General features: G+C 44.7%; 20 protein-coding genes and 2 pseudogenes. 18 read left to right on the forward strand and 4 right to left on the reverse strand.

Going from position 1 to position 24,002, the window contains the following annotated elements:
* The first annotated feature begins 43 nt into the window (after window positions 1-43).
* The 4 genes from PP175_RS07525 (at window position 44) to PP175_RS07540 (ending at window position 4,506) form a co-directional block, all read left to right on the forward strand.
* Window positions 44-1,015: an MBL fold metallo-hydrolase gene (locus tag PP175_RS07525; protein WP_272442166.1), complete on the forward strand. Its 972-nt coding sequence runs from the start codon at window positions 44-46 to the stop codon at window positions 1,013-1,015.
* 129 nt (window positions 1,016-1,144) lie between these two features.
* Window positions 1,145-1,807, forward strand: a complete 663-nt coding sequence (locus PP175_RS07530) for a TVP38/TMEM64 family protein (protein ID WP_272442167.1) — start codon at window positions 1,145-1,147, stop codon at window positions 1,805-1,807.
* A gap of 77 nt (window positions 1,808-1,884) precedes the next feature.
* Window positions 1,885-2,541, forward strand: a complete 657-nt coding sequence (gene refZ, locus PP175_RS07535; RefSeq protein ID WP_272442168.1) for a forespore capture DNA-binding protein RefZ — start codon at window positions 1,885-1,887, stop codon at window positions 2,539-2,541.
* Window positions 2,542-2,607: 66 nt separating this feature from the next.
* Window positions 2,608-4,506 carry a septation ring formation regulator EzrA gene (locus PP175_RS07540; RefSeq protein WP_272442169.1) on the forward strand — a complete coding sequence of 633 codons (1,899 nt, stop codon included), beginning with the start codon at window positions 2,608-2,610 and terminating at the stop codon, window positions 4,504-4,506.
* A 358-nt stretch (window positions 4,507-4,864) separates the two neighbouring features.
* On the opposite strand, the gene PP175_RS07545 is transcribed toward PP175_RS07540, so the two are convergent.
* From PP175_RS07545 to PP175_RS07555, 3 genes are all read right to left on the reverse strand, one after another.
* The gene (locus PP175_RS07545; RefSeq protein ID WP_272442170.1) at window positions 4,865-6,403 is read right to left on the reverse strand and encodes a solute symporter family protein; all 1,539 of its coding nucleotides are present in this window, start codon (window positions 6,401-6,403) and stop codon (window positions 4,865-4,867) included.
* On the reverse strand, window positions 6,400-6,759 hold the full coding sequence (locus tag PP175_RS07550) for a DUF485 domain-containing protein (protein WP_272442171.1): 360 nt from the start codon (window positions 6,757-6,759) through the stop codon (window positions 6,400-6,402). Before PP175_RS07550 ends, PP175_RS07545 begins: the two co-directional genes overlap by 4 nt.
* 266 nt (window positions 6,760-7,025) lie before the next feature.
* Window positions 7,026-8,333 carry a BaiN/RdsA family NAD(P)/FAD-dependent oxidoreductase gene (locus PP175_RS07555; RefSeq protein ID WP_272442172.1) on the reverse strand — a complete coding sequence of 436 codons (1,308 nt, stop codon included), beginning with the start codon at window positions 8,331-8,333 and terminating at the stop codon, window positions 7,026-7,028.
* A gap of 148 nt (window positions 8,334-8,481) precedes the next feature.
* On the opposite strand from PP175_RS07555, the gene PP175_RS07560 reads away from it, so the two are divergent.
* The 5 genes and pseudogenes from PP175_RS07560 to PP175_RS07580 all read left to right on the forward strand — a co-directional run bounded on the left by PP175_RS07560 (window position 8,482) and on the right by PP175_RS07580 (window position 12,883).
* On the forward strand, window positions 8,482-9,021 hold the full coding sequence (locus PP175_RS07560; RefSeq protein WP_272442173.1) for a hypothetical protein: 540 nt from the start codon (window positions 8,482-8,484) through the stop codon (window positions 9,019-9,021).
* Window positions 9,022-9,383: 362 nt separating this feature from the next.
* Window positions 9,384-10,214: an electron transfer flavoprotein subunit beta/FixA family protein gene (locus PP175_RS07565; RefSeq protein ID WP_272443210.1), complete on the forward strand. Its 831-nt coding sequence runs from the start codon at window positions 9,384-9,386 to the stop codon at window positions 10,212-10,214.
* 1 nt (window position 10,215) lies between these two features.
* Window positions 10,216-10,359 (forward strand): annotated as a pseudogene (locus PP175_RS07570) (4Fe-4S binding protein); the annotation flags it as partial.
* A gap of 234 nt (window positions 10,360-10,593) precedes the next feature.
* A complete protein-coding gene (locus PP175_RS07575) occupies window positions 10,594-11,595 on the forward strand; it encodes an electron transfer flavoprotein subunit alpha/FixB family protein (RefSeq protein WP_272443211.1) in 1,002 nt (333 codons plus the stop codon).
* The gene (locus tag PP175_RS07580) at window positions 11,588-12,883 is read left to right on the forward strand and encodes an FAD-dependent oxidoreductase (RefSeq protein WP_272442174.1); all 1,296 of its coding nucleotides are present in this window, start codon (window positions 11,588-11,590) and stop codon (window positions 12,881-12,883) included. The genes PP175_RS07575 and PP175_RS07580 overlap by 8 nt, the downstream gene beginning before the upstream one ends.
* Window positions 12,884-12,905: 22 nt before the next feature.
* Here the strand turns inward: PP175_RS07580 and PP175_RS07585 are convergent, their stop codons facing one another.
* A complete protein-coding gene (locus PP175_RS07585) occupies window positions 12,906-13,688 on the reverse strand; it encodes a hypothetical protein (RefSeq protein WP_272442175.1) in 783 nt (260 codons plus the stop codon).
* Between the two features lie 491 nt (window positions 13,689-14,179).
* Between PP175_RS07585 and PP175_RS07590 the strand changes: the two genes are divergently transcribed.
* The 9 genes and pseudogenes from PP175_RS07590 to PP175_RS07630 all read left to right on the forward strand — a co-directional run bounded on the left by PP175_RS07590 (window position 14,180) and on the right by PP175_RS07630 (window position 24,001).
* A complete protein-coding gene (locus tag PP175_RS07590) occupies window positions 14,180-14,314 on the forward strand; it encodes a BA3454 family stress response protein (protein ID WP_272442176.1) in 135 nt (44 codons plus the stop codon).
* Window positions 14,315-14,362: 48 nt separating this feature from the next.
* Complete coding sequence (gene glpX, locus PP175_RS07595; RefSeq protein WP_272442177.1) at window positions 14,363-15,319, forward strand: class II fructose-bisphosphatase; 957 nt, start codon at window positions 14,363-14,365, stop codon at window positions 15,317-15,319.
* 98 nt (window positions 15,320-15,417) lie between these two features.
* A pseudogene (locus tag PP175_RS07600) lies at window positions 15,418-16,295 on the forward strand (ATP-dependent 6-phosphofructokinase).
* Between the two features lie 84 nt (window positions 16,296-16,379).
* Window positions 16,380-17,054, forward strand: a complete 675-nt coding sequence (gene rpiA / locus PP175_RS07605) for a ribose-5-phosphate isomerase RpiA (protein ID WP_272442178.1) — start codon at window positions 16,380-16,382, stop codon at window positions 17,052-17,054.
* 399 nt (window positions 17,055-17,453) lie between these two features.
* On the forward strand, window positions 17,454-18,968 hold the full coding sequence (zwf, locus tag PP175_RS07610) for a glucose-6-phosphate dehydrogenase (RefSeq protein ID WP_272442179.1): 1,515 nt from the start codon (window positions 17,454-17,456) through the stop codon (window positions 18,966-18,968).
* A gap of 32 nt (window positions 18,969-19,000) precedes the next feature.
* Window positions 19,001-20,992 carry a transketolase gene (gene tkt / locus PP175_RS07615; RefSeq protein ID WP_272442180.1) on the forward strand — a complete coding sequence of 664 codons (1,992 nt, stop codon included), beginning with the start codon at window positions 19,001-19,003 and terminating at the stop codon, window positions 20,990-20,992.
* A 24-nt stretch (window positions 20,993-21,016) separates the two neighbouring features.
* Window positions 21,017-21,910 carry a phosphogluconate dehydrogenase (NAD(+)-dependent, decarboxylating) gene (gene gnd, locus PP175_RS07620; RefSeq protein WP_272442181.1) on the forward strand — a complete coding sequence of 298 codons (894 nt, stop codon included), beginning with the start codon at window positions 21,017-21,019 and terminating at the stop codon, window positions 21,908-21,910.
* Between the two features lie 45 nt (window positions 21,911-21,955).
* Window positions 21,956-22,624, forward strand: a complete 669-nt coding sequence (gene fsa / locus PP175_RS07625) for a fructose-6-phosphate aldolase (protein WP_272442182.1) — start codon at window positions 21,956-21,958, stop codon at window positions 22,622-22,624.
* 39 nt (window positions 22,625-22,663) lie between these two features.
* The gene (locus PP175_RS07630) at window positions 22,664-24,001 is read left to right on the forward strand and encodes a glucose-6-phosphate isomerase (RefSeq protein ID WP_272442183.1); all 1,338 of its coding nucleotides are present in this window, start codon (window positions 22,664-22,666) and stop codon (window positions 23,999-24,001) included.
* Window position 24,002: the final 1 nt, after the last annotated feature.

The raw sequence follows: 24,002 nt of genomic DNA on the forward strand, positions 1-24,002 counted from the left end.
TTTAAACTAATAATGAATGATTATTCAGTCAGGGGAGGTACCTATGAATCAGACGCCAACTGAAATTTATTGTCTTCGTATCCCGACACCTTTCAGCGTAGGGCCTGTAAATGTATATATCATTAAAGGAAATACGGTAACAATGGTGGATACGGGGCCAAAAACGAAAGAAGCCCGTGAATTACTTGCTGTTTTTATTAAGCAAAATGGGCTGAATTGGAGCGATATCGATCACATATTTTTAACCCATCCTCACGTGGATCACTGCGGGCTTACAGCTGAAATACTCGAACACACAGACGCCCGTGTCATTGCCCATCCCCATGCTGTTCCGATGATCAACTTAGATGATGAGTATTTAGCGTATCACGATTCATTTTTTCGCAACTTCTATCATGAAAATGGCGTGCCCAATGAGCTGCTTGGGTTTCTGGAAAAGTTTCGGACACAGATGAATGCGTTTACGGATCCAGCACCTGTCCATACCACGCTTGAAGGTGGCATTACGCTGCCAGGGGAATCCGAATGGCTTACTGTTTTTACACCCGGGCATACTCAGGATCACCTGGCGCTTTACAGAGAAAAAGATGGCGCTATGATAGTGGGGGACTTTCTTATCAAAGAAGTTCCAGCAAACGCGTTTATTGAACCGCCGTTTGAGAGGCAAGCAGAACGGGCCCGGCCTATTCTGGTGTATCGTGAGGCAATGGGGAAAATTTCACAAATGCCGATTACAAGAATGTTTTCAGGCCACGGGGATGAAATTACGGATTATCGGGCTCTTATCGCCAGCCGCTTGAGTAGAAACTTGTACCGGGCGGACAAATTAGCAGCATTGCTTGAGAAGGGGCCGAAAACAGCATATGAGCTTTCAGCGGAGTTTTTCCCGCTTATTTATAAAAAAGAACTGCCCCTCACCATGTCAGACACCGTGGGGCATCTGGACTTATTAGAAGCACAGGGCCGTGTGCGAATTGAGCAGCGGGACGGGGTCTACACGTATTCTCTGGTATAAATCCAGCAGGAAGAAATTCCTATCAATTTTCTGGAACAATTCACGGATAATGGGGAGCAATTTTTACCAATCAATGATATAATGAGAAGCACAAATAAGTTGGAACACAAGTGTAGAGGAGGCAGCCGGTTGAAAAAAATTATTTTTTCAGTCCTCTTCCTGGGCGTAATAATTGTCTTACTTATGCAGACCGAATTAGGTCAGATGTTACGGTCCGGAAATATTCAAGAGGTGGCCGCAAATATTCAATCGTATGGCTGGGTGGCTTTTTTTATTGCAATAGCAGCGGTTGTCATTCAAACTTTTTTTCCAGTCATTCCGTTTGTACTTCTCGCAGGGGCCAATGTTCTGGCATTCGGTTTATGGGTTGGCTTCGGGGTTAGCTGGTTTGCCGCTGTTATGGCTGCGCTTGCAAACTTTGCCCTTGCCCGCTATGCAGCGAGGGACTGGGCAGAGAAAAAAATGGGCCACCATTCATTTGTAAAAAATCTTAACCGGCATGCTGAAACGAAAGGTTTTATCATCATTCTGCTGGCACGATGGATTCCCGTTCTGCCCTCCAGCGCAATCAATACCGCGGCGGGCATATCCAAAATACCATTTAAGTGGTTTCTCCTGGCTACACTGCTTGGCAAAATCCCAGCTGTTTTTTTTGAATCGGTGCTGGGCCATTACATGATTAACTGGGAGGCCCATAAAGGAAAGCTTGTACTCATCGGCATCGGACTGGTAGTTTTTATGCTCGGTATCAACTATGTAAAAAAGAAAAAGAAATCAACCTTGCTTTCATAAAAGCAAGGTTTTTTGGTTGGCGCAGATATGGTTTTTCCACTATAATAAAAAGGGCGTATGTCGTCCGGAGGTGCGTTATGCCTAAACGAACACCGAAGCAGACCAAAAATAAAATAGTGGAAGCAGCTATAAAGCTTTTTGATTCCCAGGGATTTGACGGCACAACGGTCCGCCAAATTGCTGCAGAGGCCAATGTGAATGTTGCACTTATTTCCTACTATTTTACTAATAAAAAAGGGCTCTTGGAACACGTCATGGTGGCTTATTATGAAGGGCTCTTTTACAGGCTGGATGACTGCAGGTATAACAGTCATTGGACAACCTTGTATGAACTTCTTACAAACATGCTGGAGGCCTTTATCCGTTTTCAATGTGAGTCCTACCAGGTAACACGCCTTATTCAGCGGGAACTCTCCGTTGAATCCATGCTGGGCAGAGAAATTATGAGTACATACATAGCGAGATTAAAGCACTACTTTGCGTCCATTTTAGAAGAAGGGGTAACATCGGGGGAATTTGTTCAACTGTCAGTGGAGAGTATCTCTATCCACTTGTTTTCTATTATGAGTTATCCTTACACCCATCCCCAAATTCTGCGGGAAGTATTTTATGTGGAGCCGCTTGATGAACAATTTGTGGAACGGATGATAGATTATACATGTGCAATTTTACTGCGGTTGATTGTTCCTGGCGACAAAGCCGGCGCTTTCTCGATGAAAAGTGACACCTGCTAGCAGGAACTTTATAAGTCGGCACCTAATTAATTAAGAATGGCATTCTACTAAAGGAGTATACGTAAGATGAGTGGAAACATCCAGCGACTCTCTGTCTTTATAATTTTATTATTTTTAATAAATTTGATAGGTTCCGGACGCGTATTTGCGGCAGTTGTTGCGCAGCCGCTTGACAGTCCGGTGAATGATATCGCCGGCATGATATCAGGCAATCAGGAAAATCAAGCAAGCGGGTTGGTGATAGGTGCCCTTGCCGCTTCTGCGCCGGCTGCAAAGGCAGCCAACGTCGAAACGCTCCCGATGTGGTTAATGACAGCCGTTGGCCTGTTAATTGCAGCAGCGATTGTAGTTGTATGGGCATACGTACAGAGAAGCCGCATACTCAAACAGTTGGATGAAGTCGATGAATGGCGTGACCGCCTGCTGGGTGAACTGAATGATTTCAGTGTAGGAATCGAGTGGAAGAAGGAGCCGCTTAAAGTTCGGGAGCGTTACCTGCAGATACTGACTGCGCTGGATGATATGAAAAAGGATGCCATAGCCGATGTAGAGCTAATCCTAGCAGATGCAGAAGAGACACTTGGAAAATTTCGTTTCAGAAGAGGCAGGGAAATCATTCAGGAAGCCAAAGTGAAGCTGCAGCGCATCGAGGACGATTTTTTTCAATTGGGAAGGCGTACAGAGAAGTTAAGTGAAACACTGGGGGATATTCGTTCGCTAACAGCTGAAGTGGAAGAACAGCAGCTAAAGATTGAACGGCGGCTGGACGAGCTCCGCATCCAATATAGTGCTTCTTTTCACGCAATCAAGGAGCAGGTCAATCAATTCTCCAAAGAATCTCTTGAAATCAGGCAGATGTGGGAGAAGGGAGAGTTCGAACCCTGCAAGGACAAGCTTCTTAAATTGTATGAGGGTCAAAAAAACCTGTTTGAAGCCATACAAAAACTGCCTTTTTTAAGGCAAACGATTGAAAAGGATCTGCATCAGGAAATCCGGCAGTTGGATGACGACTGCACCGAAATGATGGATCAGGGTTATACAAATCGAGGGGAATTGTTTGCTGCTGCGCTTGCTAAAATCAAGTCCAGGGCGGAACAGCTTCCTACCTTGTTTGAAGATGGCAGGACTTCTGATGTGGAAAGTGAAGTGGCCGGTATTCGGGAACAGATCGAAAGTGTATACCAGTCAATGGAGGAGATTGTAACAAGCAGGCAGCAGTACCGCAAGTACTTAGACCAACTCCCTTATCAGCTGTCCGTTCTTGAAGAAGACGAGAAATACCTGAAAACTGAATTAGATGATTTATCGCAGCGATATCAGGTTGAAGAAGGGGAAGCCTTTCAATATTATCAACAGATTCCTGAAGTGTTGGCTGAAATCTCGCATGCACTTTCTCAGGCCGCGGGAGCTGCCGATGAAGATGCAAGTTTCGAACGGAGCCGGGAAACGCTTGCGCAGGCATCTGAACGGGCGGCTGTCATGATAGAGCGCAGGGAAACGGTAATGAGCGAATTAAAAGAATTTCGCAAAGGCGAACTTACCGCAAGGCAAACAGTCGGCAAACTTAAGACGGATGTTGTACGTGTGGAACTGCAGCTAAAACGCGTTCATCTCCCCGGTATACCGGAGGAAGTATGCAATCAGATTAAAATTACGCGTGATTCAATTGTTGCAGTCGAATACGGATTGGAAGAAGTTCCGCTTAATATGCAGAAGGTGGAACACTTTATGAAAGAGGCCAGGGATCAGGTGATTACTCTTCTGGAAAATGCGGCAGAGATGATCCGCATCTGCAAGGAGACAGAAGAAAAGATCCAACGGACAAATCGTTTTCGCCGTTACGATAGGGAAATAGCCGGATTATTGAGCCACTCGGAAAAAGCTTTCCGCAACTGCCAATATGAAGAAGCGTTTGAGCTGGCGAATAAGGCTTATCATTTGGCAGCTGAGCGATTTGATAACTGATACAGAAGGGCACCGTAGCTGGTGCTCTTTTTTCTGTTATTGTCGCAGTGGCAGTGTTTTTCTTGGGTGTTTCGGGACCGGAGGTCCCATTTAAAAAATCGCTCAAGGCACTTCAACACTGTGAAGCATATAAACTTTCCATATTAACAAAGAGAAAGGGACCTATCGGTCCCAGCAGAAACTTTACTACTTTAAAGCGAAATATACTTTCTTGTACGAAAAAAAGGGACACATCATAAGATGTGCCCAATTTAGGGAGTAGAGGTGTGAGAGTCAGTTGCAATATTCAAGGGGAGTAGGTTCATTTTTATATTACCCTTTTATGGACGGGCTTAAACCTTTCCGAAACCAAAAATTTTTATGCTGGTTCCTGTATGCCTGTGTTTGCCTTCACCAGGACTTCATCATACTTCGCATCGCTTTCTCTGCGGCCGGAGATTACGGTGCCAAGATAGGCGGCTATGAATCCAATCGGAATGGAAATTATGGCCGGGTTGGTTAGCTTAATCAGCGGTGTGCCAACTAGAATCGCTTTGCCAGGCGTTGGATCAAATACGTTGGGGCTTACGACGACAAGTATTAAAGCTGTCAGCAGACCCACAAGCATACCGGTAATGGCGCCCGCTGTATTAAACTTGCGCCAGAACAGGGTAAAGATGATGACGGGCAGGTTTGCACTGGCAGCAACGCAGAACGCAAGAGATACAAGGAACGCAACATTTAACTTCTGGGCAAACAAAGCCAGTATTACGGAGATCACAGCTACGCCGACCGATGCCCAGCGCGCCGCAACCATCTGTTCTTTCTCTGTTGCTTCACCCTTTCGAACGATGTGCCCGTAGAAGTCATGAGCAAACGCTGAGGCTCCAGCGAGCACAAGGCCAGCCACAACAGCAAGTATTGTAGCGAAAGCAACCGCCGAGACAAATGCCATCAGCAGGTCGCCGCCGAGGGCCTGCGCCAGAAGCGGGGCAGCCATATTCCCTGCTTTGTTAGCTGCGATGATTTTGTCATTGCCTACAAAAGCTGCCGCGCCAAAGCCCAGGAAGATCGTCATCACATAGAAAATACCAATAAGCCATGTGGCGTATACAACAGATTTACGGGCCGTTTGCGCGTCCTTTACAGTGAAGAAACGGATGAGGATATGCGGCAGCCCAGCGGTGCCCAATACGAGGGCCGCATTCATCGAGATGTTATCCAACCCGTCTTTATACTTCACCCCCGGGTTCAGGAATTTTTGCCCAAGCGGTGTTGCTGTTTTCATATGGTCAAACATTTCCGTCAGGCTGAAGTGAAATTTAGCGAAAACCATAATCGAAATAATAAAGGTGCCTGCCATTAACAGAACGGCTTTCACGATTTGTACCCAGCTAGTGGCGGTCATTCCGCCGAAGATAACGTAGACAGTCATTAAGACGCCCACAATAAGAACAGAGGTTGTATAATCTAAACCAAGGAGTAATTTAATGAGTCCGCCTGCCCCGACCAACTGGGCAATCATGTAAAAAATAGAAATTGTAATCGTATTAAAAGCTGCTACCCCACGGATTTTCTTATCGTCAAAGCGGGCGGCTATCATATCAGCCATCGTGTATTTTCCAAGATTGCGAAGCGGTTCAGCTACGATATAAAGGACAACCAGATACGCCACCAAATAGCCAATGCTGTAGAAGAAACCATCAAACCCTGTCAGGGCGATCGCTCCGGCAATTCCCAGGAAAGAGGCAGCCGACATATAATCGCCTGCAATTGCAAGTCCGTTCTGCCAGCCTGTTAACCCGCCGCCAGCAGTATAGAACTCACTGGTCGTATTGGTTTTCTTAGAAGCGTAATACGTAATCAAAAGTGTAGCGGCGACAATTAGCAGAAAGAAAATAAAGGCGGTAACATTCATACTTTCATCTCCCTTGCATTATTTTCTTCTACGATGTCTTCTACGATCTTATCGAAACCTGCAGCTTTCTTAGTGTACAGACTGCACAACGACCATGTCATAATAAACTGCGCAAATGCGAAAACCCAGGCCCATGTAATCGGTCCAAAAGCAGGCGTATTGAGAACTTTACTGTAGGATGTCATAATCGGCAATGCAAAGTAAAACACGAAGTAGAAAATACATAATGGAATAATAAATTTCTTCTTGGCAGCCATAAGCTCCCTGAATTTTCCGCTGCGGACGATCGCGCTGTAATCGATCCCGCCGATTCGGTTTGTCGTATTGGAACTTCTGCTTTTTGCAAGATTAGACATAACATTCACTCCTAACATCTGGTATTTTGGGTCTTTGTATTTCTATTACAATAAGACTTGATCTAGCACCCCCTTTTTATTAAAAGTGTTTACAAAGCAGAAAATTATGATAAATAGGTCTGTATGCTTAATGATAATAAAATATTCTGTAAATTCAAGTGTTTTTTTTGTAAAATATAGGTACATGCTCGTCTGTCTTATGGATTAGAACCTAAATAGTCCCGGTAAGCGCGGCGATAAAACCGTCCGCCTCCCCGGGACCAGAATCAGCTTTTTTTAAGTTTAAGGGGCGAGAAGCTGTTCTCAATTCCCAGCGCCTGCTTTGCTGCCGCTTCACCCGCCGCATGTCCGGTGGTGAAAGCTACGGTGATGTTATATCCGCCTGTATGGGCATGTACATCCAGCACCTCCCCGGCAAAGAACAGACCCTGTTTACATTTTGATTGCATCGTTCTCGGATCCACTTCTTTTGTATTAACGCCTCCGCCTGTAACTGTGGCCTGTTCCATAGAGAGGGTGCCAGAAACGGTAACAGGAAATTGCTTGATAAGCTTAATAAACGATGCCCACCTATCTTTTGGTAGATCATGGTATGTGATGTTTTCATCTAAAACGGCCATTTCGAGCATAAGTTTAAGCATTCTTTCAGGCAGGTAGGCCCGAAGCACGTTTTTAATGGCCTTTTTTGGCTCCTCTTTGAGAAGCAGTGTGGCTTCCTCGTTAACGTCAGCGAGTGATTTATCCGGCATTAGATCAATGGTGAGCGATAACGGTATGTCACCAAACTTTTTCCTGGCTGTGGAGACGTAATGACTCGTGCGCAGAACAGCAGGTCCGGAAACGCCGATATGGGTAAACAGCATATCGCCTTCTTCTGTACAAAGTTTTTTCCCTTTCGGATTATATAAGCTAAGCACAACATTGCGCAGGGACAAGCCTTGTAACCGGCCTTCCGCAATATAGTTATCCGATGCTGTAAGTGGCACGGCAGTAGGGTATAAGTCGGTGATCGTATGCCCCGCGGCCTCTGCCCATGAGTACCCATCTCCCGTAGACCCGGTGGCAGGAACAGAGCATCCCCCGACAGCGATCACAACTGACTTGCATTCGAGCGTTTCACCCGATTGAAGGACTACCCGGCGGACCGATGTCTCATCAAACATAATGTGTGCGACCGGCTGGTTTGTACGAATGGAGACACCCAGTCGTTTTACCTCCTGAATAAGCGCATTTACGACTGTTTTTGCCTTATCGTTAGCCGGAAACATGCGGCCTCTGTCTTCTTCTTTTAGCTGTATGCCGATTCCCGTAAAAAAAGCCATAATATCCTGGTTATTAAACTCGTTTAATGCACTATAAAGAAACCTCCCGTTTCCCGGAATATTTTTAATCAGTTCTTCCAGGGGCTTTGCATTTGTTACATTGCATCGCCCGCCTCCCGAGATCATCAGTTTGCGTCCTAATTTTTCCCCTTTATCAAGCAGAAGAACCCTGGCCTTCTGCTGGGCAGCTGAGACGCAGGCCATTAAGCCCGCCGGTCCGCCCCCGATAACAATAACATCCCATTGTTCCATTCTTTATCCACCTTTCTTCTTTAGTTATTGTGAACTTTTGCAGCAATAAATTGCAACAATAAATCTTAAAGAGAAAGTGGGTGGGAAACGATTAGGTAATACCGCTTCTTTTATTCGAATAGTTATTAACTAAAGGAGGGGGTTGTCTTTGAAAAGAACCGGCGCAATGAGAGTGGCTATGGTTATTGTATTGTTCTGCTTTGCTAGCGGCTGCTCCACTTTACCCCAGAGCCTTCAAAACAAAACAGGCGATGGAACGGTAAAAGTATACAAGACAACAATAGACGCTGCAGATACCGTATTAATAGAATCGGCACAAAACAGCGCGGATTTTGCAATACAAGAAGTCGAATACATGAATGATTTAAACACAGCCGTTACCCAGCTTGAGGGTGCAATCCAGGGACAATTTCAGCCTGAAGAATGGACCCGTAACCTGGAGAACACCATGCCTTCTTATGAAGCGGCCATCAAACACGCGCTGTCTATACCAAAACCCAGTGCGGATTTAATTGGGCTGTATAACGATTACCTGACCATGATAGAAAGATATAAACGGCTTCCGGCATTAATCCGCCAAGCTATCCGGACGAATGATATGGAGATGATTAACGTAGCTTTTTCACAGTTGCACGGCAACGAGAAGCGTTATGAGCAGCTATTAAAGTCTACAGCTGCTTATAAATAAGCCCGTTTTAGATGGATTTAACCAGAAGAAGGAATTTCAAAAGACAGGGATGCCCTGTCTTTTTTTTCATCCTGCAAAAGGAATACCGCAAAAACTATCGAATAACTGTAATACATGCCCTGTTCTGTGGATACGATGAGAAAGAATAAATAGAAAAGGCTTGATTTAAAAAATCGGAATATTAATATAATTAAAAACATTACATTATTAATATTTGTAATAGTGTTTATGTCTTTTTCTATTGCCCCAACGTATAAACTTTCTTATACACATAAATCTGCACCCGAGATTGTCCGCTAAATTTCGATTCAGATTCACCTTTGTTGCGGTATCTATATGATTTTGAGCATAAAGGGGGAGTTATCATGCATATTCTGGTGTGTATTAAACAGGTGCCGGATACGAAAATCATTAAAATTGATCCGAAAACAAACACGTTGGATCGGCGGGGAGTACCGGCTATTCTTAATCCGTATGATACCCATGCTGTAGAAGAAGGGGTGCGTCTGCGTGCCCGTTACGGAGGAAAAGTTTCAGTACTTTCCATGGGACCTCCGCAGGCTGTTGCTGCTATTAAGAAGTGTGTAGAGATCGGGGCTGACGCGGGTTATTTAATTTCTGACCGTGCATTTGCAGGAGCAGACACGCTGGCCACCAGTTACGCTCTGTCGAAAGCGATCGAGCGCATTCAGAAAGAAGAACCGATTGATCTTGTGATCTGCGGCAAAATGGCTATCGACGGGGATACAGGCCAGGTGGGCCCCGGAATAGCAAGACGCATGGGAATACCTGCATTAACAAGCGTGAAGAACGTCCAGGAAATTAATGGAGCAAACAAAGAGATACTTGTGCACCGCAAGCTTGAGGACGGGTATGAGTTGCTGCAATCCCGGGTCCCATGCCTGCTTACCGTAGAAAAGGAGATTAACGAGGTTCCGTACTCTCCTATGCCGAACATGATTCGGGCCGCCCGCTATAAACCGGTAGTGTGGACTGTCAACGATTTAGAGGATGTGGATCGAGCCCAGCTGGGGTTAAAAGGGTCGCCAACCATCGTAGGAAAAATGTTCAGCCCGCCGAAGCCTGAAGGCGGCAAAAGACTGGAAGGTAAACCGGAACAGCAGGTAAGGGCACTTGTTGACATTTTAATGAAAGAAAAGCGTGAGTTGTTGATAGAAGGGGGGACAAAGTAACATGGCCGTTTCCATTTCCGCAGCCTGCATTTCATGCGGCACATGTGTTGACACCTGCCCAGTGGGCGCTCTCTACTTAGGATCGGATCAATGTGAAGTCGATGTTTCGAAATGCGAAGAATGCCAGGAATGCATCCCTGTTTGTCCAACGGAAGCTATCAGTCTGCCAAATCCAACGAAAAAACCTGCCGCCCAAGTTCCTGCTCCTGCAGAAGATGCTTCAGTGGCCTCAAAACCGGCTGCGTCAGCGCCCCAAGCTCAGCCCGCACAACATTCGGCTGAACCATCGTCCCCAATTTTCTCAGCGCCTGCCGCGACTTCAGCTAACAAGCCAGAGAAAAAAGCAGAAAGAAATGATCCGTTTGCCGAGCATGCAGGCGTGTGGGTTTTCATCGATCAGACGGATGGCGTTATTGCGAAGGTTTCACTAGAGCTCCTTGGTGCTGGCCGCCGGCTCGCCGATAAGCTGGAGACCCCGCTGTGCGGTTTTGTGCTGGGTGATGGCGTTCGGGATCTGGCTGATACATGCTTCGAATACGGCGCAGATAAATTATTTGTGATTGACGACCCGATCCTTCGGCACTACCGATCCGAAGCCTACATGAAGGGCGTAGCAGATTTATGCCGTAAACATAAACCGGAAATTATTCTGTATGGAGCAACTTCGAATGGCAAAGACCTTGCGAGTGCTGTCGCAACTGAGCTTAAAACAGGGTTGACAGCGGACTGCACAATGCTTGATGTCAATCCATCCCAACGCTTGCTGGAAGCAAGCCGCCCAGCATTTGGCGGTAACATCATGGCCACCATTCTCTGTAAGAATCACAGGCCGCAGATGGCTACCGTCCGTTCAAAGGTGATGAAGGCTATTGAGCCTATTAAAGGCAGGTTAGGTGAAATTATAGAGGAGCCCATAGGGCTTCAGGAGAGTGATTTAAGAACCCGCGTCCTTGATATCGTAAGGGATACCAGCCAGCGAATCAAGCTGGATGAAGCCCACATTATTGTAGCAGGAGGTAAGGGGCTTGGTGATGAACGAGGCTTCCAAATCTGTTATGAACTTGCCGAGGTGCTTAATGCAAGCGTAGGAGCCAGCCGGGATGCTGTAGAAGCCGGATGGATCGATCATCATTACCAAATCGGACAGACGGGCATAACGGTCACCCCTAAAATCTACTTTGCTATCGCGATTTCAGGAGCCGTACAGCACATTGTAGGCATGCAGAATTCGGAATTCATTATTGCAATCAATAAAGATCCGGAAGCTCCGATTCATAATGTTGCAACCTACAGCATTGTTGGGGATGCCTTCGAAATCGTTCCCCTTTTAATAGAGGAGTTCCAAAAAGCACGTAAAGGCGGTGCAGTGATAAATGGCTGAAAAATTTGACGCAATTGTAGTAGGAGCCGGTCCTGCCGGAACTTCTGCGGCCTTCACTATGGCGCAGGCGGGATTAAATGTTCTCTTAATCGAGCGCGGAGAATATCCTGGAGCAAAAAATGTGATGGGTGGCGTTCTTTACCGCAAGCAGATGGAAGAAATTATCCCAGGATTTTATAAAGAAGCGCCCGTTGAACGTCCGGTTGTGGAACAGCGCTTCTGGATGCTGGGAGAGGATTCAGTTTTTACTTCCGGCTATAAGGGACTGGAGTGGGCGAAGGAGCCATACAATAATTTTACCGTATTGCGTGCCAAGTTTGACCAGTGGTATGCGAGCAAAGCTGTTGAACAAGGAGCGCTGCTCATCAATGAAACCGTGGTAAAACAATGCATCGTGGAAGACGGACGCGTGATTGGAGTCAGGACAGATCGTCCGGATGGGGACGTGTACGCCGATGTTGTCGTGCTGGCAGATGGTGTGAATTCCTTGCTCGCCAAGTCACTTGGCTTCCATAAGGAGTTTAAACCCGATGAAGTGGCATTGGCCGTTATGGAAGTTATTAATCTGCCATCGGAAAAGATTGAAGATCGCTTTAATCTTGAGCCAAATCAAGGAACCACCATCGAAATATTTGGAGACGCAACCAAAGGTTCGCTGGGAACTGGTTTTATTTATACGAATAAAGACAGCATCAATATTGGGGTGGGGACCACGCTTTCCGGCATGATTAAGCAGCGGATGCGTCCCTATGACCTGCTCGATTACCTTAAAACCCATCCGATTATCCGGCCGCTAATCAGGGGCGGCGAATCGATGGAATATGCCGCGCATCTGATTCCTGAAGGCGGTTACCACTCTATGCCAAAAATTGTTGGCAACGGTGTGGTTGTGGTGGGAGACGCAGGCCAGATGGTTAACGCCATTCACCGGGAAGGCAGTAATATGGCGATGACCGCAGGCCGCATAGCTGCCGAGACAATTATTACGGCAAAAGAAGCAAATGATTTCTCGGAGAATATGCTGGATTCTTACCGCATTCGCCTGCTTGAAAGCTTTGTCGGCAAGGACCTTAAGAAATACAAAGACACCACCCATACTTTTGAGAATCACCCGCAGTATTTTAAGGAGTATCTTCCGATGATTAACCAGGCAGCCAGCCAATTCTTCACCGTTGATGGCACGCCCAAGCGTGATAAGCAAAAGAAAATTTTCAAAACCCTCACCGAAGGAAAAAGTAAGCTTGGCATGGTGCAGGATTTGTACCGTGCCTGGAAAGTCATGAAATAATGGATCGCTATTTTTAAACCGCTTATTTGAGCGGTTTTTTTGTTCGAAAATATTCTTTAAACCATAGGCGAACGATAACATCTAACTTCTTTTGTCGCTTCAAAAGAAGCTTTATTACAACCCTCTTGCTACGAGCTGGAAGAATTGAAGCAGGTGTTGAATTAACAACTTGCTTTATCTTAGATACAGGGGTGTTTTGTATCATCTGTACATAAGGAGACAATTGTCGATAGCTATAAATATAAGGAATTAACCCGCTGGGATAGTGTTTATTGTACTTTGTTACATGGTTCCAGTAAGGAGAATCCCATTCCTCTTTTCTCCATTTCACAGCCCCGAGTAATGCCAGGCCGTGATCGATCAGGTAAAAGTTCAGCTTTGTTCCGGTGGGATATACGATAAGATTGTCCCCGTGTCTGTCCAGATTGCAAATCCACATGTCAAATACCAATGTTTTTAAAAGTTCTTTCCTGTTCTTGATGTAGTAAATAACAGGATGCTCTAACTTTTTATCCAGCTGCTTCCACGTGTAATGGTTTCGAGCTGGCTTAACAAGGGAAACAGTACCTTGCTTACCTTTAATCCTCGCCCTTAGAATAGTGGCAACATTTAACTTAAGCAAATTCCCTAAACGATAAGAAATCATTTCATTGGCAAGTAAAGGGCCAACACGTTTTTGATTTTTCCGCGTAGCAAACTTAAAATAACCCTTTTGTTTCTTCCCTCTTTTTCGACGGATGACAACCCAAACAGGGCCAAGCGGCCGAGAAATTTTACCTATAACCCTCCAACTTGTTTTTGGCATTTCATCCCACCCTTTTTCCTCCTTGCGCTATGTGGAAGGATATGTACTTAATACCAGCCTATGTAATTAAATTTAATTCTGTGTAATCATTCCCCACGGAACTTTACCTGAACCTTCAAAAGTAACGGAACCTATAGTTTAGTCGAATATAGAGATCAAAGAAAAATTACACTTAATACTCTAAAAATATCCAATGTACTTATAATAACAATGTTGTACAAAATTAATCCTTTAAAAAATTAAAATGTTCATATTGACGACACATTTTTCTAGAGTTATGATGGTTACGTTAGATAACCTACATTAAAAAAGTATTTAAAATGACAGATAAGAATATACATTTTCTTATGCATATAAACGCAGGTTTCGGCTGGTAACGCTTAAGGCCTGGCGCCGACAAGTTTTTAGCAGGTCTGAGCACGGCAAACCTCAAAGCCTCCGATATGGCTTATGGTCAGCCCATTTTTCTGATTGAAAGGAGTGGAACACAGATGGTGGAAATAACAGTTACGGTTAATTATAGAGGAGAAGACTACCAGACTAATGTTATTGTCGATAGAAGGGCCAAAAAAGAAGAAGTCTTGCGTTTGGCTCAAGAACAAGTTAGAAGACAGTGGAGACAATAAAAATTTTTTGTGAAATATTTTACAACAACGAGGGACAGGAGATGCAGCATGAACAGAAATTTATCAATCGAACTTGTCCGGGTCACGGAAGCAGCAGCTTTAGCTGCTGGAAGATGGTTGGGAAAAGGTAAGAAAGATGAAGTAGATGAGGCAGCCACACAAGGTATGCGTGATATGTTTAATACCATTGATATGAAAGGCACAGTTGTGATTGGTGAAGGTGAAATGGATGAAGCGCCGATGCTGTATATCGGCGAAGAATTAGGCACCGGCGCTGGCCCCGAAGTTGACATTGCGGTTGATCCGCTTGAAGGCACCAATATTGTTGCCGCAGGAACATCTAACTCTCTAGCTACTATAGCTGTAGCAGAGCGCGGCAACCTGCTGCATGCGCCGGATATGTATATGGAAAAAATTGCAGTAGGCCCAGAAGCCGCTGGAAAGATCGACATTAATGCCTCCGTGATTGAGAATCTTACGGCTGTGGCCAAAGCAAAAAATAAAAAAATTGAAGACATAGTAGTCGCTATTCTTGATCGAAAGAGACATGAGAAAATCATTCGGGAAATTCGTGAATCAGGGGCAAGAATTAAGCTCATTCAAGATGGGGATGTTGCAGCAGCCATTCATACAGCATTTGAAAATACAGGGGTCGATATTTTGCTTGGATCAGGAGGAGCTCCCGAAGGTGTATTAGCCGCTACTGCATTAAAATGCTTAGGGGGTGAGTTTCAAGGGAAACTCCTGCCTCAAACAGAAGAAGAACGGATTCGCTGCAAAAAAATGGGCATAGAAGATGTTAACCGCGTCTTAAAGATGGAGGACATTGTGAAAGGTGAGGATGCCTTTTTTGTTGCAACTGCTGTGACAGATGGTGAGCTTCTAAAAGGGGTCCATTATAAAGGAAATACAGGGACAACCCATTCGATTGTGATGCGCGCTGGAACAGGAACGATTCGTTTTATTGAGGGACAGCATAGCTTAAAAAGGAAAATTCAAGCTTAAATTCCGCTAACTTGCAGCGTGCACTGACACAGTAAAAGAGGAGACGGATAAATGTGAAAAAGATTGCAGTATTGACGAGTGGCGGGGGAGCACCAGGAATGAATGCTGCCATTCGAGCCGTAGTTGGCATCGGAATCCGTAACGGGGTAGAAGTACACGGCGTACGGGAAGGCTATGCAGGATTAATTGCGGGTGATTTTTTGCGGATGGACATGGAAAGCATAGATAATACGATACACCGCGGGGGAACCATTCTGGGAAGTTCACGCAGTGAGACATTCAAATTATTGGAGGGACAGCGTCAAGCGCTGGCTCTTTGAAGGAAAGAGATATGGACGGGTTGGTCGTAATCGGTGGGAATGGTTCCATAATAGGTGCAGAAGAATTAAATGCCCTTGGTTTTCCAACAATAGGCATTCCAGCAACAATTAGTAATGACGTTAGCCATACCGACTACACGATTGGATTCGATACAGCCGTTAATAACGTAGTCAAGATGATGGATAGAATCCTGGATTTGTCATCTTTTCATGAACGAACTTACGTGTTTGAAGTTATGGGACGAAATGCCGCAAACATTGCGCGACGGGCAGGTAAGTGCGTAGGTGCAAGTTTCATTGTAACCTCAGCAGACAACTATGATGTGGAAATGTTTGAACGCATCCGACAGGGCCTTCAACGCAGAGATCCACACACCATAGTTGTACTTGCGGAAGGGAACATGCAAGCAAACGAAATGGACCGATTGTTTAAGGAAAAAACAGGCTTTGATCATACCTGGATCATGGTCATGGAGCAAATCCAGCGAGGAGGATCACCTACTGCTTACGATCGGATAATGAGCAGCCGGATGGGCGAATTATCTGTCCGTTTATTATTGGAAAACCAAAAAGGCGGGATGATTGGCTGGAAAAATGGCCAGCTTATTCATTCTCCTTTTAAGAGCTTGCAAAAAGTAAACCTTTGCCTGGTGTAAATGCCATACAGGCAGACAAGTCCGTGACTTAAGCAGCAGCCGCATGAAGAAGGTGAATCGGAACGGTAAAAGGAGAGAACAAATGTGAACGAGAAACAAATAGTCGGAGAAAAAGCGGCAGAGTTTGTTAAAGATGGCATGGTAGTTGGGCTTGGTACGGGTTCAACTGTTTTTTATACCATTTGTAAACTTGGAGAGCTAGTTAAACAAGGCCTGTCGATTCGAGGATGTGCCACTTCTGTTCAAACGGAAAAACTAGCAAAAGAATGGGGGATTCCTCTCGCAAAGTTTGCGGAAATTGAACAAATCGATGTGGCGATAGATGGAGCGGACGAAGTTGATTCACAGCTTAATCTTATAAAAGGCGGAGGCGGCGCCCTCTTAAGGGAGAAAATTATTGCCAGAGCGGCGAAAACTTTTGTTGTGGTGGCTGATCCGTCGAAGTTGGTAGGGGAATTAGGAACGATGCGCCTACCGGTGGAAACCATTTCCTTTGCATTTGAACTGACAATGAAACACATAGCGAGATTAGGATGCCAGCCGCAACTTCGCCAATCGAATGGCACACCTTATAAGACGGATAACGGCAATTATATTTTTGACTGTGCCTTTTCGGGTATTCCGCATCCTAAAGAGTTGGAGCGAAATCTTAACATGATTCCAGGTGTTGTAGAAAATGGTTTATTTGTGAAAATGGCAGACGTTGTCATTACGTTAGATAAACAGAAAAACATTATTATGAAGAAACAGGGTTCATAAATAACATTATTATCAAACCATAGGGTCAATGATGATCACTTTTGATTCATTGTGACCGCAAATATTAAGTGATCTTATCAATTGTGATACAAGTAATTTAAAGTAACTTAATTACAATTGTATTTTTTTTCAAAAAGTAAGCGTTTTACATTTTTGAATGCAGAAAAAAATCGACTTCTGCTTATATATAAGGGCTAAATAAGTTCATGAATTGTTCACAAATCACTTGACGTTCAATAATTTCAGAGTTACTATTGGTTACGTAATATAACCGATATCATAAAAAGTATCTAATAACTAAATGCATTTAGCTTTAGATTATTTTTTTTGGACGGTTTTTGCAGCGGAGTGAGAGAAGATTTATTTAAGCCAAAGTTTTGTAAAGAGGTGGATAAAATAATGGAGTCTATGACCTTTGTTCTATTTGGTTCGACCGGGGATTTAGCCAAGAGAAAAATTTTTCCAGCACTATATAATTTATATCTGGATCATAAATTACCGCAGCCCATTTCCATTATTGGCCTGGGTAGAGGGCAAATGTCCCATGCTGATTTCCAATCGCATGTAAAGCAATCGGTAAAAACCTTTTCCAGACGGGCAGTAGAAGATTCTTCTGACATGCAAGCGTTTCTGGATGCCTTTCGGTACCAGGCTTTAGACGCAACAAACCCTCAAGACTATCGGAAGCTGCTGGATTTGGTTCAGCAACGTGAAGCCGAATTAAATCTTCCGCAAAATCGCCTATTCTATCTTTCCGTAGCACCGGAATTCTTTGATGTTATTGCTTTAAATATCAAAGAAAGAGGATTGGGCCTAACAAAAGGCTGGAAACGCCTTATTATTGAAAAACCATTTGGACATGATTTGAAATCTGCCCGAATTCTAAATGAAAAGCTAAGCAAAGCCTTTGAGGAAGATGAGATCTATCGGATTGATCATTACCTTGGAAAGCCGATGGTGCAAAATCTAGAAGCTTTGGCATTTGCAAATCCAATCCTACAAAGCCTATGGAACAATAAGTACATAGCCAATGTACAAATAACGGCGAGTGAAACGGTAGGAGTAGAGGAGCGAGCAGGTTATTATGACCATGCAGGAGCCATTCGTGACATGGTTCAAAACCACATGCTGCAGATGTTGATGATGACAGCGATGCACCTGCCAAAACGCATCAGCGCCAAAGAAATCCGCGATGAAAAAAGAAAAGTCATGGAGGCACTTCGTCCTTTAACGAAAGACAGCGTGGCTTTAGACGTTGTTCGCGGCCAATATGGTCCAGGGAAAATTACGGGCCAGCCGGTTGCAGGTTATAAAGATGAACTGGGCATTGAGGCTACTTCACAAAATGATACCTTCGTGGCGGCGCGCCTGTGGATCGATAATCCTTTCTGGAGCGGAGTACCATTCTACATCCGTACGGGAAAAAGAATGAAAGAAAAATCTACACGTATCGTGCTAGAGTTCAAAAACCCATTAAAAGAGTTGTATAATATAAAGAATGAAAAAGTAGCACCAAATATTTTGATCATCGAAATCAATCCGAATGAAAATGTTTCTTTACAATTAAACAGTAAAAACGCATTAAACGGCGGAGAAATCGAGCCTGTACGGATTAACTTCTCAGCAGAACAATACGGTGTACCGGAAGCGTATGAGCGTTTAATCTACGATGCATTCCGTGGTGACTCAACCTTCTTTGCCCACTGGAGCGAGGTAGAATTGGCTTGGAGCTGGGTGCAACCTATTCTGGATGCTTTTGAAGGAAATGACGTGCCGCTTCATTCCTACGAATCGGGTTCCTATGGACCAGAGGCGTCCCGCCAATTGTTAGAACAAGATGGCTTTAAATGGTGGCTGGATAAAGACTCTGATGAGGAAGCTACTGAACTCTCAGAATTAGCCCTACCCGTTTAATAGAGAAAAAATTGTTGGGAGGAACAAAACATATGAAACACGACATTGAAACACTAGCGGTTCACACCATTAGAACTTTATCGATTGATGCTATCAACCGCGCCAACTCCGGCCATCCAGGGCTGCCTATGGGAGCCGCCCCAATGGCTTATGCATTGTGGGCGAATCACTTAAGTCATAATTCGGATCATGCAGAATGGTTTAACCGGGATCGGTTTGTTCTTTCCGCCGGTCATGGTTCGAGCCTGCTATACAGTTTACTTCATTTAACTGGGTATGATGTAACGATTGAAGATTTACAGAACTTCCGTAAATTACACAGCAGGACACCAGGTCACCCTGAGTATGGTTACACGCATGGAGTGGAAGCAACAACCGGCCCTCTGGGACAAGGTATTGCTACCGCGGTAGGGATGGCCATGGCAGAAGCGCATTTAGCTGCGAAGTTTAACAAAGAAGGATACCCGGTGGTTGATCACTTTACATACGCTCTTGTTGGTGACGGCGACCTCATGGAAGGTATCTCATATGAAGCAATGTCAATGGCTGGACATATGAAACTAGGAAAATTGATTGCCTTATATGATTCTAACGATATTTCTTTGGATGGCGAACTAAACTTGTCTTCCTCTGAAAATACACAAAAAAGAGCTGAATCTGTTAACTGGCAGTATTTGTGGGTTGAAGACGGAAATAATGTGAAAGAAATCACAGAAGCGATTGAAAAAGCGAAACAGAACCTGGATCAGCCAACCATTATTGAGATCCGGACTATCATTGGTTATGGCAGTCCGAAAGTTGCCGGCACAAATAAAGCGCATGGCGCCCCGCTTGGCGTTGAAGAAGCGAAGGCAACGAAACTGGCTTACAATTGGGAATATGAGGAAGATTTCTTCGTTCCAGATGAAGTAAGGGCACACTTTAACCAACTGAAACAGCGCGGTATTGCAGCAGAAAATGAGTGGAATCAAGTTTTCAATGCTTATAAAGATGCGTTCCCTGCTTTAGCAAACGAATTGCAAAATGCCATTAAAGGTGAAGTTCTCATCGATGCCCAGGACATTTTAACGTTTGATAGAGCTAAAGCTGTTTCCACTCGAGTTGCAAGCGGTGAAGCGATCAACCACTTTGTAAAAACCGTTCCTGCTATTTTTGGAGGAAGTGCTGACCTTTCCCACTCCACGATGACTGATATCAAGGGAGAAGCTGCTTTTGCAGTAGAATCATATGCAGGCCGCAACGTTTACTTTGGTGTTCGCGAGCACGCAATGGGTGCTGCAGGCAACGGAATGGCGCTTCATGGCGGAGTGAAGCCTTTTGTAAGTACATTCTTTGTGTTCAACGATTATCTTCGCCCTTCGATTCGACTGGCTGCCATACAAAAACTGCCTGTTACTTATGTGTTTACGCATGATTCTATCGCTGTGGGCGAAGATGGCCCGACTCATGAACCGGTCGAGCAGTTGGTTGCTCTTCGTGCAATTCCTGGCCTTACAGTCATTCGCCCATCAGACGCAAATGAAACAGCAAGCGCTTGGGCCTATGCGCTTCAGCAGACAGAAGGTCCAGTTGCCTTGATTCTCAGCCGCCAAAACTTACCGGTGTTCGAGGAAACAAAAGCGAACATTGACAGCATCTCTAGAGGTGGGTATGTGCTAACGCAGACGAATGAGAAGCCGGACGTCCTCTTGATTGGTACAGGTTCTGAAGTTTCACTGGCTGTTAATGCTAAGGCCGAACTGGAAAAAGAAAATGTATCCGTTCGTGTCGTGGCGATGCCTAGCTGGGAACTTTTTGATAAGCAATCGGATGAATATAAAGAACTCGTTCTTCCTTCTGCCGTGACGAAGCGTGTGTCACTGGAAATGGGAATCTCTCTTGGCTGGCAACGTTATGTGGGACCAGAGGGAAAAATACTCTCTATTGATACCTTCGGCGCTTCAGGAACGGGAGCAGAGGTAATGGCGCTGTTTGGATTTACCACAGAAAATGTGGTGAAAACGGCAAAAAGCATTCTTTCATAAAGAAATTCAGGGGAGGCAATCATTATGCAAGTTGGATTAATCGGTTTAGGTAAAATGGGTTTAAACTTGGGTAAGAATCTAATGGATCACCAACATAATGTAGTAGCATTCGACTTAAATACAAATGCTGTAGAAGAGATGAAAGCATATGGAGCTGCTGGTACATCCAGCCTTAAGGAAATGGTCCAATCACTGGAAACACCACGCGTGCTCTGGATTATGGTTCCACACTCCGTTGTTGATTCCGTTCTTAGTGAAGTATCACCTTTGTTAGACAAAGGTGATATCGTGATTGAAGCTGGTAATTCCCACTATAAAGAATCCATTCGCCGTTACAATGAATTAAAGGAATTAGGGGTAAGCTACATGGATGCAGGTACTTCCGGTGGTATGGAAGGGGCCCGCAATGGCGCTTGTTATATGATCGGCGGAGACGCTGAAGCTTGGGAAGTGGTCGAGCCTCTTTTCCGCGATACAGCTGTAGAGAATGGTTACTTATATGCGGGAAAAGCTGGAAGCGGCCATTACTTGAAAATGGTGCATAACGGAATTGAATACGGGATGATGGCAGCTATTGGTGAAGGATTTGAGGTATTAGAAAAAAGCGGATTTGACTATGACTACGAGAAAGTGGCAAAAGTATGGAACAACGGATCCGTTATTCGCTCATGGTTAATGGAGTTGACAGAAAACGCATTTTCTAAGGATGCAAAACTGGATGCAATTAAAGGTACCATGCATTCTTCCGGTGAAGGAAAATGGACAGTTGAGGAAGCGTTGGATCTTCAAGCGGCTACCCCGGTTATCGCGATGTCACTGTTGATGCGTTACCGTTCTTTAGAGAATGATACATTTACAGGTAAAGTAGTCGCTGCACTTCGCAATGAGTTTGGTGGACATGCAGTAGATACGAAATAATAAAAAATGTGCAAGTGATTTTTAAAAAAACGGAGGTCATTTAACATGAAATTCTTTATTGACACTGCAAATCTTGACGACATTAAAAAAGCTTATAAAATTGGTGTTCTATCCGGCGTAACAACCAACCCTTCCTTAGTCGCGAAAGAGGGCATCAAATTCGAAGATCGCATTGAAGAAATCTGTAAGGCAGTACCTCTTGTTGAATCGGTATCTGCTGAGGTAACACCTGACGTTACTTCAGCTGAAGATATGATCGCTCAAGCAGAAGAACTGATTAAAATTAATGGCGGGGACAAAAAAATCACCATCAAACTGCCAATGACATTAGCAGGATTAGAGGCATGTAACTACCTTAATAATAAAGGCATTAAAACGAACGTTACCCTTATCTTTACTGTAAACCAGGCTCTTCTTGCTGCTCGCGCAGGCGCAACGTATGTATCTCCATTCTTAGGCCGCCTGGACGATATTTCTGAGGATGGTGTACTGTTAGTCGAGAAAATTGCTGAGCTGTTCCTTGTCCACAACTTCGATACGCAAATCATTGCCGCTTCTGTCCGCCACCCGGATCATGTAACCCGTGTAGCTATGGCTGGCGCTCACATTGCGACTGTTCCTTATAAAGTAATTGAACAGCTTTCTAAGCATCCATTAACTGACCAAGGCCTGGAAAAATTCGCTGCTGACTGGGCAAAAGCTCCTAAATTCTAAGTTCATTCAAATAATAAGGATGCAAAGGAGAAGAGCTGTATGACGATTTCTTATGATTATTCAAACGCACTATCATTCATGGAGCAAAGTGAAGTAGATAATCTGGGCGAATTTGTGAAAGTAGCTCATACCATGCTTCATGAAAAAAAAGGACCGGGTTCTGATTATCTTGGCTGGGTGGACCTGCCGCTTAACTATGATAAAGAGGAATTTGCACGAATCAAACAGGCCGCAAAGAGGATTCGCAGCAATTCCAATGCGTTGGTTGTAATTGGGATCGGTGGATCCTATCTGGGTGCCAGAGCCGCAATTGAGTCACTGTCCCATTCATTCCACAACCAGATGAACGGAACCACTCAAGTTTATTTTGCAGGCCAAAATATTAGCTCGACCTATGTTTCCCATTTGTTAGAGCTGCTGGAAGGCAAAGATATCTCAATTAATGTTATCTCTAAATCCGGTACAACAACAGAGCCTGCACTTGCCTTCCGTATTTTCCGTGACTACATGGAGAAGAAATATGGCAAGGAAGAAGCAAAAAAACGCATTTATGCGACCACCGACAAGGCAAGAGGGGCCCTGAAAAAACTGGCGGATGAAGAGGGGTATGAAACCTTTGTCATTCCTGACGATGTAGGTGGAAGATATTCCGTGCTGACTGCAGTAGGACTTCTGCCTATTGCTGCAGCTGGACTGGATATTGACCGAATGATGGAAGGTGCCGCAGCTGCTGCGAAGAAATACAACAACCCAGAGCTTGCTACTAATCAAAGTTATCAGTACGCGGCTGTTCGTAACGCCCTTTATCGGAAAGGCAAATCCATCGAGCTGCTCGTGAACTATGAACCTGCCCTTCATTATGTGTCTGAGTGGTGGAAGCAGTTGTTTGGGGAGAGTGAAGGGAAGAATCAAAAAGGACTTTTCCCTGCTTCTGTTGACTTTACCACCGACCTGCATTCAATGGGACAGTATGTGCAGGAAGGCAGGCGTGATCTGATTGAGACGGTTGTCCAGGTTAAAAAACCTCGAATAGAGCTGACCATTGGCGAAGATCCGGCGAACATTGACGGTCTGAACTTCCTGGCTGGCAAAACCATGGATGAAGTGAATAAAAAAGCCTTTCAGGGAACCGTACTGGCCCACGTAGATGGCGGCGTGCCCAACATGGTCGTCGAACTCGATGAATTAAATGAATTTGCCTTTGGCGAAATGGTTTACTTCTTCGAGAAAGCCTGTGGGATTAGTGGATTGCTAATGGGTGTTAATCCGTTTGATCAGCCAGGTGTTGAAGCGTACAAGAAGAACATGTTCGCTTTACTTGGTAAGCCAGGCTTCGAGGCGGAGCAGGCGGAATTGATGAAGCGTTTATCTAAATAAC

The organism is Aneurinibacillus sp. Ricciae_BoGa-3 (genome assembly GCF_028421645.1).
GTDB lineage: Bacteria > Bacillota > Bacilli > Aneurinibacillales > Aneurinibacillaceae > Aneurinibacillus_B.